The sequence below is a fragment of the Rhodococcus sp. SORGH_AS_0303 genome (assembly GCF_030819335.1).
Classification (GTDB): domain Bacteria; phylum Actinomycetota; class Actinomycetes; order Mycobacteriales; family Mycobacteriaceae; genus Rhodococcoides.
Map to the genome: position 1 here is coordinate 3,313,242 of NZ_JAUTBO010000001.1, position 15,869 is coordinate 3,329,110.

General features: G+C 69.3%; 9 protein-coding genes and 2 pseudogenes. 5 read left to right on the forward strand and 6 right to left on the reverse strand.

Annotated features, from left to right (window positions below; genetic code table 11):
* Positions 1-22: 22 nt before the first annotated feature.
* From QE449_RS15555 to QE449_RS15575, 5 genes and pseudogenes are all read right to left on the reverse strand, one after another.
* Positions 23-676, reverse strand: a complete 654-nt coding sequence (locus tag QE449_RS15555; RefSeq protein ID WP_307109101.1) for a TetR/AcrR family transcriptional regulator — start codon at positions 674-676, stop codon at positions 23-25.
* A complete protein-coding gene (locus QE449_RS15560; protein ID WP_307109102.1) occupies positions 673-2,148 on the reverse strand; it encodes an MFS transporter in 1,476 nt (491 codons plus the stop codon). The genes QE449_RS15555 and QE449_RS15560 overlap by 4 nt, the downstream gene beginning before the upstream one ends.
* 105 nt (positions 2,149-2,253) lie before the next feature.
* A pseudogene (locus QE449_RS15565) lies at positions 2,254-3,982 on the reverse strand (cholesterol oxidase substrate-binding domain-containing protein).
* 153 nt (positions 3,983-4,135) lie between these two features.
* The gene (locus QE449_RS15570; protein ID WP_056447269.1) at positions 4,136-4,705 is read right to left on the reverse strand and encodes a TetR/AcrR family transcriptional regulator; all 570 of its coding nucleotides are present in this window, start codon (positions 4,703-4,705) and stop codon (positions 4,136-4,138) included.
* On the reverse strand, positions 4,684-6,060 hold the full coding sequence (locus tag QE449_RS15575; RefSeq protein ID WP_222627512.1) for an AarF/ABC1/UbiB kinase family protein: 1,377 nt from the start codon (positions 6,058-6,060) through the stop codon (positions 4,684-4,686). Before QE449_RS15575 ends, QE449_RS15570 begins: the two co-directional genes overlap by 22 nt.
* A gap of 200 nt (positions 6,061-6,260) precedes the next feature.
* Here QE449_RS15575 and car point away from each other — a divergent pair.
* Positions 6,261-9,813 (forward strand): annotated as a pseudogene (gene car / locus QE449_RS15580) (carboxylic acid reductase).
* A 7-nt stretch (positions 9,814-9,820) separates the two neighbouring features.
* Here the strand turns inward: car and QE449_RS15585 are convergent.
* Complete coding sequence (locus QE449_RS15585) at positions 9,821-11,176, reverse strand: NADH:flavin oxidoreductase/NADH oxidase family protein (RefSeq protein WP_307109103.1); 1,356 nt, start codon at positions 11,174-11,176, stop codon at positions 9,821-9,823.
* A 126-nt stretch (positions 11,177-11,302) separates the two neighbouring features.
* Here QE449_RS15585 and QE449_RS15590 point away from each other — a divergent pair, with 126 nt between their 5' ends.
* The 4 genes from QE449_RS15590 to QE449_RS15605 all read left to right on the forward strand — a co-directional run bounded on the left by QE449_RS15590 (position 11,303) and on the right by QE449_RS15605 (position 15,868).
* A complete protein-coding gene (locus tag QE449_RS15590; RefSeq protein ID WP_307109104.1) occupies positions 11,303-13,663 on the forward strand; it encodes an SDR family NAD(P)-dependent oxidoreductase in 2,361 nt (786 codons plus the stop codon).
* Positions 13,664-13,744: 81 nt separating this feature from the next.
* Positions 13,745-14,896, forward strand: a complete 1,152-nt coding sequence (locus tag QE449_RS15595) for a diguanylate cyclase (RefSeq protein ID WP_307109105.1) — start codon at positions 13,745-13,747, stop codon at positions 14,894-14,896.
* 8 nt (positions 14,897-14,904) lie between these two features.
* Positions 14,905-15,543: a TetR/AcrR family transcriptional regulator gene (locus QE449_RS15600; RefSeq protein WP_307109106.1), complete on the forward strand. Its 639-nt coding sequence runs from the start codon at positions 14,905-14,907 to the stop codon at positions 15,541-15,543.
* Positions 15,544-15,649: 106 nt separating this feature from the next.
* Positions 15,650-15,868 (forward strand): hypothetical protein, encoded by a 219-nt coding sequence (locus QE449_RS15605; RefSeq protein WP_027503999.1) that lies wholly within the window; start codon positions 15,650-15,652, stop codon positions 15,866-15,868.
* Position 15,869: the final 1 nt, after the last annotated feature.

Sequence of the window (15,869 nt, forward strand, 5' to 3'; positions counted from 1 at the left end):
CCGCTGACGACGCGTCGCGACGTCAGCGGGAGACAGGAGCGGACCAGATCCCCACGATGGCGTCGACGAGGTCGATGCCGCACGCCGTCCAGTACGCCGTCGGATCGGCGCCCGATGCGGCGAACTCCGACTCTCGTTCGGCCATCACGTGCGTCAGCAGAGTGCGCGCCATGGCCCCTCTGGCCGAGCGGACGTCGGCAGGAATCGGGGGCAGACACGAGGTGACGCCGGCGACCGTCTCTCGCAGCGTCGCCGAGGACAGCGCCTCGTCCACCAGGATCGGCCGCAGCACCGGATCCGTCATGACCTGGGAGGCGAACCGCGCGTACCAGGTGGGGGCGCCGAACTCGGCGAAGTACTGCGTCGACGGAAGGACCAGTGCCGACACCCACGCTCGCAGGTCGGCGCCCTCTCCGATCGCCGCGACGTGGGCGGAGCGGATCCGTTCGACGTCGCCCGTCCGGCGGACGACGATCGCGCGGACGAGATCCTCCTTGCTGCCGAAGTGGTAACCGACCACGGCGCTGTTGCTCTGCCCCGCCGCGTCGCCGACCTGACGGTTCGACACCGACACGACACCGTTCTCCGCGTACAGCCGCTCGGCGGCACCCAGAATCGCCTCGCGCGTCGCCTCGGAGCGCGCGGACGGGGCTCGCTTCGACCGGGCCTGGCTCATTCCACCGTCTCGGTGGCCCGGTCGGTGACGGCACCTCCGACGACCTCCGACGCCTCGCCCTCGCCGTCCTGGTGACGCGGAAGGAAGGAGGCGAGTACGACCGAGAGGATCGCCGCGCCGGCGGCGATGGCCATGGTGATCCGGAAGGCGGCCTCGGACGGCACCGCGGTGGATCCGAACGACACGGTCATCGACGCGAGAACGACCCCCGCGACCGCACTGGCGAACGACGTTCCGAGGGACCGCATCAGCGTGTTGAAGCTGTTGGCCGCCGCTGTCTCGGAGGCGGGCACCGTCGACATGATCAGGGCGGGCATCGCTCCGTACGCCAGTCCGATGCCCGCACCGATGACGAGCGAGACCACGATCAGCTGCCACACCGCGCCCATCATCACGATGCCCAGCAGGTAGCCGACGGCAACCGTCGCCGCGCCGGCCATGAGCGTGATCTTCGGTCCGCGCGTGGTGGTGATGCGCGAGGACACCGGCGCGACGGCCATCATGATCAGTCCGGACGGCGCCATCACCAGGCCCGCGACGAGGATCGACTGTCCCCGGCCGACACCGGTCGCGGCGGGCAACTGAAGGATCTGCGGCAGAACGAGACTGAGTGCGAACATCGCGAAACCGAGCATGATCGACGCGGCGTTGGTGAACAGCACCTGCCGCCGCAGCGAGACCCGCAGGTCCACCAGTGGCTGGGGAGTGCGCAGTTCCCACACGATCCACGCCGCGAACGCGAGGACGGACACCAGCAGCAGGCCGAGGATCGACGCGCTGCTCCACCCCCAGTCGGAACCCTTCGAGATCCCGAGCAGCAGGGTCACCAGGGCGACCGACAGCGTGAGCGCTCCACCGATGTCGAACGTGCCGCCGGTGCGCACCGTCGACTCGGGAACGACGACGACCACGGCGACCGCCACCAGTGCGCCGAGCGCAGCCGCCGTCCAGAACAGGAAATGCCAGTCCGCGTACTCGGCGATGATCGCCGCGGCCGGAAGACCCAGGGCGCCGCCCACTCCGAGCGACGCACTCATCAGCGCGATCGAACCGGGAAGCTTGTGGCGAGGCAACACGTCCCGCATCACGCTGATGCCGAGGGGAATCACACCGGCGGCGAGACCCTGCAGTGCCCGCCCCACGACGAGGGGCACGAGGCTGTTCGCAAGGGCACCGACCACCGATCCGGCGACGAGCAGCGCCAGGCTGACCAGCAGCATGCGCCGCTTGCCCACCATGTCGCCGAGTCGGCCGGTCACGGGAACGGCGACCGCACCCGCCAGCAGGGTGGCCGTGATGGCCCACGCGGTGTTCGCGGCCGAGGCGTTCACCAGAGCGGGGAGCTGGGGAACCAGCGGGATGATCAGTGTCTGCATCAGGGCGACCGTGATGCCGGCGAAGGCCAGTACCGCGACGATGCGTCCGGTTCCGGTCTCCTCCGTCTCGGCCGTGGCAGCGATGGGTGAGGACATGGGTCGAGTCTCTTCTCAGCTAGTTTGAAACAGCTGTTTTAAAATTAGGCACCGATCCTTACCCACGTCAACGTTCTCGCCGCTCCTGTGGCCCGCATCACCGCTTCACCGGACGAATCGGTCGAGGAAGGCATTGCCGAACACGCGGTGCGGGTCCAGTCGGTCGACGGTGCCGACGACGGAGTCCCAGTCCCGCTCGCCCGAGTACCCGTCGCGGAACGAGTCGGGGATGGTGGCCGTGAGCGCCTGCACGTCTCGGTAGGGGCGGTCCTCGTCGAACGCCCACCCCTTGGACCACTCCGGCCGGAACACCGCATCGGCACCGTCGAAACGTTCTCGCATCCACTGCTCCATCTCGCGATAGAACGCGAACATCCCGGGCGTTCCCGGAATGCCCAGCACGTTGAGCCACACTGCCGTGTCCCACTCGGGACGATCGGGTACCGGACGCATGGCCGAGATCGTCGGAGGGCCGGCCGAGTCGACGAGGACGTCCGAGCCCTGGTCGAGACCACAGCACCGGATCTCGACTGGGCCGTTGATCGGGAACTGCCCCAGGGACGCGTAGTGCTCGGTGCGCTCTCGGAACCAGCGGGTGAAGTCGTGCAGGACCGCAGCCACGTTCGCGCGAGCCGTGATCACCGCACCGCCGCCCTCCGTCAGGAGCAGTGTGCTCGGACGGATGTAGAACTGCGTGTTCTTCGGCGCTCCCCAGATGTCCGACGACCCCGTGGCCGCGAGCCCCGCCACCGTCGTCGCGAGGAACACCTGACCCAACGCGGGCGTCAGTTCCGTCCGCCCGGACACGACAGCACCGATCGCGTCGGACACCGCTTCCGGGAGGGTGTCGGAGAACGTGTAGTTGTACGGTCCGTCGACCTCGTGGGAGGACGGCGGTCGCACGGGAGTCGGCGTCCACACCTTGAGCCACGGAGTGTCGGTGAACGGGTACCAGATCGCCTCCGCGCGGCCGGACCGGTCCAGGAAATCGACGTACGTACGCCCCGGTGCCCCCGGCGCTCCGAACAACTCCGCCCAGCCGATGTCGGTGATGCTCTCGCATCGCAGAGGAGTCGCCGGATGCGCCTGCATCGTCACCTCGGTGACGAACGCTCGGCCGAGATGGACCGCGAGATCCGGCGCGTCGGCCTCCGACCGGGCGACGGTCCGCAGTGCGTACCCGGTACCGTTCCACGCGACCACCGTCATCGAGGTCATCAGATTGCTCAAGGATCCCGACGACGAACCGATCGGAACCTGTTCTCCCACTGCGCGTACCACGGCGCCGTGCGCCCCGACAGCCAGAGCGCCCGCGATGGACAGAACCCCCGGCGCGGGCACACTCGACCATCCGAGACCGTGGTCCTCCAGCGCCTGGAGGACGTCGGACAGAGTCGCGCCGGCACCGGCGGTGACGGTGGACGACGCGGTGTCCACGGTGACACCGGTCAGCGCGGTCATGGTGTCCACGAGCACGACCCGGTCCAGGTTCTCGCCGTTCTCGATGGTGAACGGGGTCCACCCGTGCATCGCGCCGCGCGGCCGCAGCCGGTGACCGGAGGCGTGAGCCCAGTTCGCGAGCGTCACCACGTCGTCGGCGGATCGCGGCGAACACGTCCACACCGCGTCGACCACGATCTCCTTCGACCAGTTCTGGTATCGCTGCCGGAACAGCGGGATTCCCGGCGGGAAGTCGGGTGGAACCGGCCCGGAACCCGTCGGTCCCCGCCGGAACGGCGTTCACGAGAGCAGGTCGAAGCACTCCCGCGAGCGTGGCGGCCACGGCCGAGGCGGCGGATGCGGACAGGAAGGATCGACGGTCGAACGATGGCATGAGTCCCCGATGCGCGAGATGCGGATGATGTGAGCCCCACGCCTCGTGAGCGCACTGCTGGGCAGTCCGGATCTGCTTGCCCCCCCCGGAGGGTTTACACCTTTGACATACCCGTAAAGATTGTCAAGTCCGGGAGGGTCTCGGCCGGGTGGGTCACGCGCCGGGCAGGTCGAGGACCGGCACGAGGCGACGGCGCAGATAGCCCCGGAGCGCGTCGTCGGAGCGGGTCGCCTCGCTGTCGAACTGCACCACGGACAGGAACATGCGGATGCAGAGGTCGGCGACTTCGTCGAGGTCGCCGCCGGCCTCGGCGGGCGCTCCCACCAGAGGCGTGAGGAAGGACCGCGTCAGGCTCAGCGCGTCGATCCCGAAGGCGGATCCGTCGTAGATCACCGTTCCACGGCCGGGATGCACCAGCGGCGCCAACGCCGGCGACGACCGGAACGCCGCACGCGCGGCGACCATGGCCTCGACGACGAACTCGGACACCGACTCCCGCTCGCCGACCGCGGACACGACGGACCCGATGACACGCGAACTCACGTCCTGCAACGCGTCCGACACCAGGGCGTCGCGGGTACCGAAGTGCGCGTACACCGTCGGGCGGGAGACACCGGCCTCGTCGGCCACGGAACTGATGGTCACGCCGTCGAAACCACCGAGCTCGAGGCGTCGCACCGCCGCCGCGAGGATGCGTTCCCTCACGCGGGCGGTGGCTGCCATGCGGCGATGTCCACACCCATGGCGGTGCTCGGCGGTTCGTCGTACAACCACTCGCGCGCGATCCGCCCCCAGTTCGCGGTGGCACGAAGTTGCCCGAGGATGCCGAACGTCAGGAAGTCCGCGCGACGGGAGAAGACGTGCTCGGGCGGCAACCACTGCTTGGTCATGGTGCCGAAACTGCCCGATCGCGGGTCGACGGCGAGGACGAAACACGCCCCCGCCATCTCTGGCGTCACGGTGACCGACCCGTCGTTCAGACTGAGTTCCGCTGCTGCGCAGACGTAGTCGAGACAATCGCTCGCCGTCACGGCGGCGCCGGGGTCGAGAATCCCCCGCGCGGACATGGCGATGAGCAGATCGTCTCCGCGCCCCTCGATCGCCGCTCGCAGGCACTCTCTCTCGAAACGGACGTCCGCCGGACTCATCCGCAGGTACAGACCGAAGTCGACGAAGGTGACGCGCCCGTCCCGAGCCAGCAGGACATTGCCCGGATGGGGGTCACCGCAGAACTCGCCGAGCGTGTGCAGAGACCCGATGTAGAAGCGGAACACCGTCTCACCCACCCGGTCTCGCACCTCCGCCGACATCGCACGGATCTCGTCGAACGGCACCGCGTCGACGAACTCGGTCGTCAGGACCGCCGCGCCGCACCGCTCCGGCACGGTGTCCGGGACGAAGAAGTGCGGGTGCTCCCGATACAGTGCCGCGACGCGGCGCTGCGTCCGCTCCTCCGCCGGGTAGTCGAGTTCCGCCTCGAGGTTTCGGCGCAACTCGTCGACGACGGCACGGGAGGACAGCATCGGGATCGACGCCGGCAACAGCTTGACGTAGAACGACAGATTCTTCAGGTCGGCCCGCACCGCGTCGTCGATACCGGGGTACTTCACCTTGACGGCCACCTCCCGGCCGTCGTGCAAGCGGGCACGATGCACCTGACCGATCGACGCGGCGGCGAACGGGCTCTCGTCGAACTCGGCGTAGAGCGACTCGATCGACTCGCCCAGATCCGCCTCGATCACAGTGCGCACGTCGTCGAACGAGACGGTGGGCGCGCGGCTCTGCAACTCGGCGAGCTTGCGGTGGAACTCGTCGCGGTGCTCGTCGGGGACGAACGACAGGTCCAGCATCGACAGCATCTGGCCCAGCTTCATCGCCGCTCCGCGGAGACCGCCCAGGACGGTCACCAGCCGCTCGGCCGAGCGGACCGCCTCCTTCGCCGTGAGGGCGGCACGCAGTTCCTCGGTGCGACCCGCCATGCGTACTCGCATGGTGGCGTTGCGCGCCGTGCGACCCGCGACGAGGCGACCCACCTCGGCGCCCCGGGCCACCCTGGACGTCGGCATCTTCTCCGGCACTTCCCCAGTATCCCGCACCGTGCCTGCGCTCGATCGATCGCGGCACCGCAGACCCGGAAGTTTCTGGCGCACCGGACATCTCGGGCACGCTATGTCGCACATCACGTTTCCGGAGGTCCGCGAGGGCTTACTCTTACTTCGAGTAACGATATATCGCGCGACGGGGACCGCGCGACGTCGATCAGAGGGGGAAACACAGCATGACCAGCACCATCACATCAGGAGACACACGGACCGACGCTGTCGCCGCCCGCGCGGCACACCTGTTCGACACCGACGCCGAGGTGCGCGCCGCGGCCGCCGATCCCGCGGTGTCGGCACAGGTGGCGGACCTGACGCCCGATCTGCACGCCATGGTCGAGGTGGTCATGGACCGCTACGCAGACCGGCCCGCGCTGGGTCGCCGGGCGTACGACGTCGAGCCCGCGGACGACGGTCGCCGGGTGCGTCGGCTCCAGCAGCGCATGGACACCATCACCTATGGATCGCTGTGGTCCGATGCCCTCGATCTCGCGACCGCACTCGGCGACGTCGCCACTCCGGACACCTTCGTCGCGACCCTGGGATTCGCCGGTGCCGACTACGTCGTCGCCGAACTGGCGACGGTCCGGACCGGTGCCGTTGCCGTTCCCCTCCAGTCCGGCGCGGCTCCCGGACGCCTCGCCGACATCGCCGCCGAGGTCGAGCCTGTCGCACTCGTCGTCGACAGCGAACAGTTGTCCACCGCCACGGCTGTGGCCGCCGCGTGCCCGAGCATCCGCCGCATCGTCGTCCTCGACCACGACGATCGTGTGGACGACGACGAGGACCGCCTCGCCGAGGCTCGACGATCCGCACCGGGCACGGTGCTCGCGATCGAGACGCTACGGGAGGCGATCGCACGCGGTCGCACTCTCCCCCGGCTCGCCGGCCCCGAGGCCGTCGATCCCGACCGGATCGCCACGTTGATCTACACCTCCGGCAGTACCGGGACCCCGAAGGGCGCCATCCACACCCAGCGCATCGTCTCGCGCCTGTGGTCGACGTCCCACTGGTACGACCAGAGCGCGGAGTCCGACGAGGCCGGGCGACCCGGTGCGATCACGCTGGACTACCTGCCCATGAGCCATCTCGCCGGGCGCGCGGTGGTGTTCACGACCCTGGCAGCCGGCGGCATCGTGTACTTCGCGAGTTCGAGCGATCTGTCCACGCTTCTCGACGACTACGCACTCGCCCGGCCGACCGTGGCCATGCTGGTTCCCCGCGTGTGTGATCTACTGCGTCAGACAGCCCTCGGACGCATCGAGACCCGGGCGCACCGCACCGGCGAGAGCGCGGACGCCGTCCGCGCCGAGGTCCTCGAGGACATGCGATCCACCACTCTCGGTGGCCGCATCCTCTCCGCAGTGGTGGGTACCGCGCCGACCTCCCCCGAGGTCATCGACTTCGTCTCCGAACTCCTGGACACGACGGTGCAGAACAATTACGGCTCCACCGAGGCCGGCATGGTGTTGTTCGACGGCGTCGTCCAGCGGCCGCCGGTGCTCGAGTACCGCCTCGACGACGTTCCGGAGCTCGGGTACGCGGTGACCGACCGCCCCTACCCGCGCGGTGAGCTTCTCCTCAAGACCGATTCCCTCGTGCCCGGCTACTACAAGCGGCCGGACGTGACGGCCGAGATGTTCAGTGCGGACGGCTTCTACCGCACCGGCGACGTGGTCGCGGAGACGGAGCCGGACCATCTCGTGTACGTCGATCGCCGCAAGAACGTGCTGAAACTGGCGCAGGGCGAGTTCGTCGCCCTCTCGCGCCTGGAGTCGATCTACGCGTCCGCCGACGCCGTCGACCAGATCCATCTGCACGGCAGCGGCGAGCGGTCCTACCTCCTCGCCGTGGTCGTGCCCGCCGACGGAGCCGACACCGCCACCGTGCTCGACTCCCTGCAGGCGCTCGCGCGCGAGGAGCAGCTCGAGTCCTACGAGGTCCCGCGCGACATCGTCCTGGCCGCGGAGCCCTTCACGCAGGAGAACGGTCTGCTCTCGGGAGCGAACAAGCAGCTGCGTCCCGCTCTGACGGCGCGCTACGGCGAGGCGCTCGAGGACAGGTACCGCGAGATCGACGAGGGCCAGACGGCGAAGATGAGCGAACTACGCCGCCGCGGCGCCGACGCACCCGTCCTGGAGACCGTCGGCGAGGCCGCCGCGGCGTTGCTGGGATGCGCCGGCACGGAGGTCTCACCCGATGCGCACTTCACCGACCTCGGCGGTGACTCGTTGTCCGCGTTGACGTTCGCCACCCTGCTGCAGGACATCTTCGAGGTGGACGTCCCCGTCACGGTCGTCATCGCGCCGTCGTCCGACCTCGCGGCGATCGCGACCCACATCGAGCGGCGACGCGGCGACGCGGATGCCACGGGAGCCGCGACCTTCGCCTCGGTGCACGGAGCGCACGCGACGCAGGCCCGTGCCGATCAGCTGACGCTGAGCGCCGTCCTCGGCGACGAGTTCCTCTCGTCCGCGGCTGACGTGGGACCGGTGCGCACCGACACCCGGACCGTGTTGCTCACGGGCGCCAACGGATACCTCGGGCGCTTCCTGTGCCTGGAGTGGCTCGAACGCCAGGCCGCGGTCGGCGGCACCGTCGTGTGCCTCGTGCGCGGACGCACCGCGGCGGACGCTCGTGCCCGTCTCGACACCGCGTTCGACACCGGCGACCCCGGCCCTGTGGTCGCGGTGGACGACGCTGGCCGACACCGCGCTCGAGGTCGTCGTCGGCGACGTGGGCGAGGCGAACCTGGGCGTGAGCGTCGAGGAGTACGCGTCGCTGGCCGAGCGGGTCGACCGCATCGTGCATCCCGCGGCGCTCGTCAATCACGCGCTGCCGTACGAGCAGTTGTTCGGCCCCAACGTGATCGGCACCGCCGAGATCGCCCGGCTCGCCCTGACGCATCACCTCAAGCCGGTGACCTACCTGTCCACCGTGGCCGTCGCGGCGGGCGTCGAGGCCTTCTCCGAGGACGGCGACATCCGCGAGATCAGTCCGGTCCGCGCCCTCGACGAGTCGTACGCCAACGGATACGGCACCTCCAAGTGGGCGGGTGAAGTGGTGCTGCGCAACGCCTCCGACGCCTTCGGACTCCCCGTGACCGTCTTCCGTTCGGACATGATCCTGGCGCATCCCCGGTGGACCGGTCAGCTCAACGTCCCGGACATCTTCACCCGCACGGTGCTGTCGCTGATCGCCACCGGAATCGCCCCGGAGACGTTCTACCGGCAGGACACGGGCGCACCCGTCGACGATGCAGGGCGGCCGCGCGCACACTACGACGGACTCCCCGCCGATTTCACCGCAGCGGCGATCACCGAGCTCGGTGGCAGCGCGACGTCGGGACACCGGACTTTCGACGTGCTCAATCCGCACGACGACGGCATCTCTCTCGACACCGTCGTCGACTGGATCATCCAGTCCGGCAGAACGATTCGGCGCATCGCCGACTACGACACGTGGTTCGCCGAGTTCTCCGACGCGCTCGAGTCCCTGCCGTCGGCGCAGCGGTCCGCCTCGGTGCTGCCGCTGCGGCACGCCTACGCGCGGCCGGACCTGCCGACCGCCGGGTCACCCCTGCCGGCCGAGGTGTTCCGTGCCGCAGTCCGCGACACGTCGACACCGGGGTCGGCACTGGCGGACATCGACGACATCCCGCACCTGTCGCGCGATCTCGTCGCGAAGTACGTGCGTGATCTCGAGGCGCTGGGGTTGATCCCGACGCTCTGACAGCCGATCAGCGTCCGGTGCGTGACCGAACGAGCCGGACGGCGGGATCGAGGATCCGATGGCGTGCGAGCGCGAACACTGTCCCCACGGGGGAGCTCGCACCGCCACCGGATCCTCGCCGCGCCGCGGTGAAAGCGTCGATCCCGTTGCGCTGCAACGACGACAGCATCGTCTTCGCCACGGGCCGAGCCGGATCCGGATCCTTGCCGGCTCCCATCAGATGCAACTGATCGGTGTGCCACTGCAGATCGAGCAGTCCCCCCAGCGACCGGACCGAGCGGTGGGTCGCGAAGCGGGCCGGCACCGGGACGGAGATGGACGGGCTGGGCAGTACGCTGACGGTGCCGTCGAGAACGTCCCGTGCCGCTCCGGGCAGGACGGCGGTCGGGCGGCCGAGTCCCACCATCTGACACGCACCGGACCGCACCGCGTCCGACATTCCGTCGCGCGTGCGGAACCCACCGGTCACGGCGAGCGGGATGTGGGGAGCGAGGTCGCGCACCGTGACGGCGTAGTCGAGGAAGTACGCCTCGCGCGACGCCGTACTGGCCGACACCGCGGTGCCCATCATCGCGGGCGACTCGTAGCTACCGCCGCTGATCTCGATGAGATCGACCGGCAGATCACCGATCATCGAGACCACCTCACGGGACTCGTCCTCGCTGAAACCGCCGCGCTGGAAGTCGGCCGAGTTGAGTTTGATGCCGACGGCGAAGCCCGAGGAGACGGCGGCCCGTACTCGTCGCACCACCTCGAGCAGGAAACGCGCGCGGCCCTCGATGTCGCCGCCCCACTCGTCGGTCCGCAGGTTCGTCAGGGGCGAGAGGAACTGGCTGACGAGATAACCGTGGGCGGCGTGGATCTGCACTCCGTCGAACCCCGCCTCCTCGGCCACCGCGGCCGTCGTCGCGAACCGCGACAGGATGTCCTCGATCTCCGCGCCGCTGGCCGCGCGGGGCGCCGGGATCCCGGGGATGTCCAGGCCCACCGCGGACGGCGCCAGGGTGCCGCCGACCGTCGTCACCGGGTTGCCCTGACGGCCGGGGTGGTTGATCTGCATCCAGATCGGACTGCCACCGTCCTGCGCCGTCTTCGCCCAGCGGGAGAGGGCGTCCAGGTCGCGTCCGTCCGCGACCGCGACGTTGCCGGGCTCGCCCAGATGCCGGTGGTCGACCATGACGTTCCCGGTGACGAGGAGCCCGTAGCCACCGTCGCCCCAGCGGCGGTAGAGACGCGACAGTCTCTCGTCCGGGGCGTTGTCACGGGTACCCAGCGCTTCGCTGAGCGCGGACTTCATGATCCGGTTCGGCAGGACCTGTCCGTTGGGCAACGTCAGCGGTGCGGACAGCGACACGTCAGGCATGGAACCCCTCGTCGGGTGAATGGGTGGGTGGATCCGTTCCCCGGAGTACACCAGATGTGGTGTGATGATAGCTGTCATCACTTGCCGCGGTGTCCGTGAACGGGCGCCCCACCACTCGGGAGCGCGATGCGCAGCGTCACGGTCGTCATCATCGGCAGCGGGTTCGGTGGGCAGTGCGCCGCCATCGAACTGCTGCGTCGCGGCATCGACGACATCGTCGTCCTGGAACGACGCGAGTTCGCCGGCGGAACCTGGCGGCAGAACTCCTATCCCGGAGCGGCCGTCGACGTGCAGAGCCCGCTCTACTCGATCGCGTCCGAGCCGTACGACTGGTCGCAGATGTTCGCGGTGCAGAGCGAGCTCGAGGACTACACCCGCCACGTCGTGGACAAGCACGGTCTCGACGATCTCACCGTGCTCGGCGCCGAGGTGCAGCGTATCGAGTGGGTCGACGACTCCTGGCACGTCACGACCACAGCGGGTGACTATCGTGCGCAGTTCGTGGTCAACGCGACCGGGCCGCTCAGCACCCCTGTCGTTCCGCCCTTCCCGGGTCGCCAGAGTTTCGCGGGCGCCCAGTTCCACACCAACGCGTGGGACCACGACGTCCCCCTCGCCGGCGCGCGTGTCGCCATCGTCGGCAGTGGTGCGAGCGCGGCGCAGATCATCCCGGCCGTTCAGCCCGAGGTGGGTGAGCTCCACGTCTTCCAGCGGTCCCCGCACTGGGTGATGCCCCGACCCGATCGGAAGTTTCGACCCTGGGAACGCCGCGCCCTGCGGGTGGGCTTCGTGCGTCGAGCACTGCGCGCGGCCATCTACTGGAAGCTCGAGGCCCGGATCATCGGCTTCAAGTACTCGAAGGTCGGCCTCTGGCTGTTCGCCGAGCGTCACGCACGGAATCTGCTCCGCGACCAGGTGGCGGACCCCGATCTCCGGGCCAGGCTGACACCGGACTACACGATCGGGTGCAAGCGGATCATCCTGTCCAACACGCTGTATCCCGCCATCAGCTCCGCGAACACGACGCTCCACGACCGTGACGACGGCATCGCCGAAGTCACCCCCACCGGCATCACCACCCGCGACGGGCCGCGAGATCCCCCTCGACGTGATCGTGTGGTCCACCGGATACGACGCCACCGACGGCGTCATCTCCTACCCGGTCATCGGCCGGGACGGCACAGCGCTCCGCGACGTGTGGTCCGACTACCCGAGGGCCTATCTGGGCACGACCGTCCCCGACTTCCCGAACCTGTTCATCGTCACCGGGCCGAACACCGGGATCGGCCACACGAGCGCCATCTTCGTCATCGAGGCCCAGATGCGGTACATCATGTCGGCCATCGAGCACGCTCGGCGGACGTCGTCGCGCACGGTGGAGGTCACCCGCGCCGCCGAGGAGCGCTATACCGCGATGATCCACGACGAGATGACACGCACGGTGTGGCAGAACGGTGGCTGCACGAGCTGGTACAAGTCCGCGTCCGGACGCGTGATCGCCATGTTCCCCGGCTTCAGCTTCACCTACCGCAGACTGGCCGGCTCGTTCCGGGACGACGACCACGTCCTGCGGCCCGCGTCGACCGACACCGAGACAGTGGCAGCGTCATGACCCCCGGCACCCCGGGCATGTTCCGGAGATCCCCGCGGCTCCGCCTCGACGGGCGCGTGGCCGTCGTGACGGGGGCCGGCGGCGGCATCGGATCCGCCGTCGCGCGCGAACTCGTCTCCCGCGGCGCCGCGGTCGCGCTGCTCGACGTCGCTCCGTCCGTCGACGACGTCGCTCGTGCCCTGGGCGACCGGGCGATCGCGCTCCGCGTGGACGTGACGTCTCCCGACGAACTCCGTGCGGCCGTCGCCTCTGTCCACGACCGGTTCGGCGGGATCGACGTGGTGCACGCCAACGCGGGCATCTCGAGCGGCGACACCGCGTACACCGTGGCGACCGTTCCCGACGGGGTCTTCGAGCGTGTCGTCTCGGTCAACCTGAACGGCGTGTGGAACACGATCCGGGCGACACTGCCGGACATCGTCGCCGCCCGCGGCCACGTGCTGATCACGTCGTCGACCTACGCCTATCTCAACGGCCTGGCGAACGCTCCGTACGCCGCGACCAAGGCCGCGGTGGAGCAGATCGGTCGCGCCCTGCGTGCCGAGCTCGCTCACACGGGCGCGACCGCGGGAGTCCTGTACCCGGGGTGGGTCGCGACCCCCATCGCGGACGTGGCCTTCGGCGCCGACGACATCGCGACCGCTCTGGTGGCGCGAGCCTTCCCCGCACCCCTTCTCACGCCCATCTCCCCCGAGGCTCTCGCGGCGGGAGCGGTGGACGGTATCGAGCGACGAGCAGCACGGATCCAGCTTCCGGGACGGTGGCGGGCCTATTCGGCGATGCGCGGGATCGCGAACCCGCTGTCCGATGTCGTACTGGAGAAGGACCGGACGATCCGGACGCTCGTCGCGCGGCTCGAACGCCGCCGGCCCTGATTCGGCTATTTCCCCGTTTGTGACCCGCACACTGGTGATTAGTACCGACAGTGTCTGTTATCACGGGTATCGTTCCGATGCATGATGCTCGCCGCCCTGCTCCGGGAATGCTGGTCCGCCCAGCGTGACACGCAGCAGTTGCGGCTCTTCGTGGAGTCGCGCGGCCTCGCGCGATGGATGCGCGGCCTGATCTCCTGCCTCACCCTCGTCGTCACGGCCATCGCTGTCCTGTCGCTCGGATCGCCGTCCGGAGCCCAGGGTCTCGCGGATCGAGCCGTCGTCGTCGTCACCATCGTGGGTGGAATCGGCTGGGCCGTGCGCTGGAACGTGGCGCACTGGCCGTCCTTCCGCGAATCGGTCGTCTTCTTCGCCTACGCCGATGTCGCCATCGCCGTGGTCTGCTTCCTCGACTCGAGCTCGCTCGCCGGCTTGAGCGGCGCCGGACTCCTGGTGCTCCTCGGGACCTACGCGACCTTCCTGCTGGGGCCACGGGTGTTACTCGCGCACGTCGTGTGGTGCGCATTCACCATCGCGGTGCTCGCCGTCAAGGTCGCGCTCGACCCCGAGTACGACCTGGCGATCGCCGCCGCCAAGGCGATCATGCTGAGTGTCGTCGGCGTGGTGGTCCCCATCGTGATCGAACTGGGTGTCCATCTCATCCGCGTCGACGCGGACAAGTCGTTGACCGATCCGCTCACCGGCCTCAGCAACCGCCGGGGGCTCGAGTCGCGACTGATGCTTCTCGCCGACGACATGCGTTCCACGACCACCCGCGCCGCCGCTGCCCACCCGGTGGCCGCCGTGATCGTGCTCGACCTCGACAAGTTCAAGGCGATCAACGACGAATTCGGGCACAACGTCGGCGACGAAGTGCTGGTGCGCGTCGGACAGAGCCTGGTGCGCGCGGCCGGATCCGCCGCCGTGGTCACACGCCACGGCGGCGAGGAGTTCCTCGTCTTCGATCTGTACGACGACGCACTCGCGGCGTTGCGGGCCGCCCGCGCCGTCCGCGACGCGGTGGCGGAGAGGATCCCGGGGCCGGCGGTCACCGCGAGTGTCGGGCTCGCGATGGCGAGCACGACCGCCCTGCTGCACGATCGCCGGCGCCTGTCGGCCACTCTCACCGAACTCGTCGATCGGGGCGACACCGCGATGTACCGGGCGAAGCGATCGGGTGGGCACTGCGTCGCCGTGGACGGGGGAACGGCGCGCGGTCTCGCGTCGACCGGTTGAATGGTGGCGTGACCGATCCATCGCCCGCACGTACCTACGGCGGGGAGAGCGCCGAGGAGCGCACGGCTCGTCGCCGGCGCCAACTGCTCGACGCGGGGCGCGCGTCCTTCGGATCGGTGGGTTTCCGAGCGTCGACGGTGCGCGGCATCTGTCGTGACGCGCATGTCGCCGATCGCTACTTCTACGAGCTGTTCCCCACTCTCGAGGACCTCCTGGTCGAGGTGTACCGCGAGTGCATCGCCACACTGACCCGATCCACCACGGCGGCGGTCGACGACCTGCCCGCCGGGACGGACCCGCTGACGCTCTCGCGTCGCGGCCTCGACGGCTTCTTCCGCGCCGTGGAGGACCGTGAGCTCGCACGGATCGTGTGGCTCGAGGTGCTCGGGGTGAGCCCACGGGTGGACCGCACGTATCTGGACACGATGCACGGATTCGGTGAGCTGATGGTGCGGCTCCTCGGCCGCCACACGCCGGACATTGCCGTCGGTAGTTCCCTCGACAGATTGGCCACCGCCGCTGTCGGCGGCATCAGCCACACCGCCATGACCTGGCTCATGGACGGGTACCGAGCGGACAGAACCGATCTCGTTCAGGGGACCGCCCAGTTCCTCGCCGCGGTGGTCGGTGCGGCCGAGCCCGAGTAATTCGGTCGACGCGGTCCCCTCTCGGGTGTTTCAGTGGTGCGAACCGACCACCGGGAAGGCCGGAGGCCGGCCGACATCGAACCGACCACGACACGAGGACGCACGCATGTATCCCACCGATCCCGACGTGTTCCTGCTCGTCCGACGGCAGGAACACGCGACCTTCACCCGCGACGCCGAGCACCGGCGCGTGGCTCGCGCCCGCGCACGCCTCGCCCACGACGAACTCCGCGTCCAGCGCGCATGGGAGGAACTGACGGCGGCACTGGCCGAGTCCGCGCAGTCGCGGCAGTCCCTGGCCGACCTGGTGCACAGCAGCCGCTGAG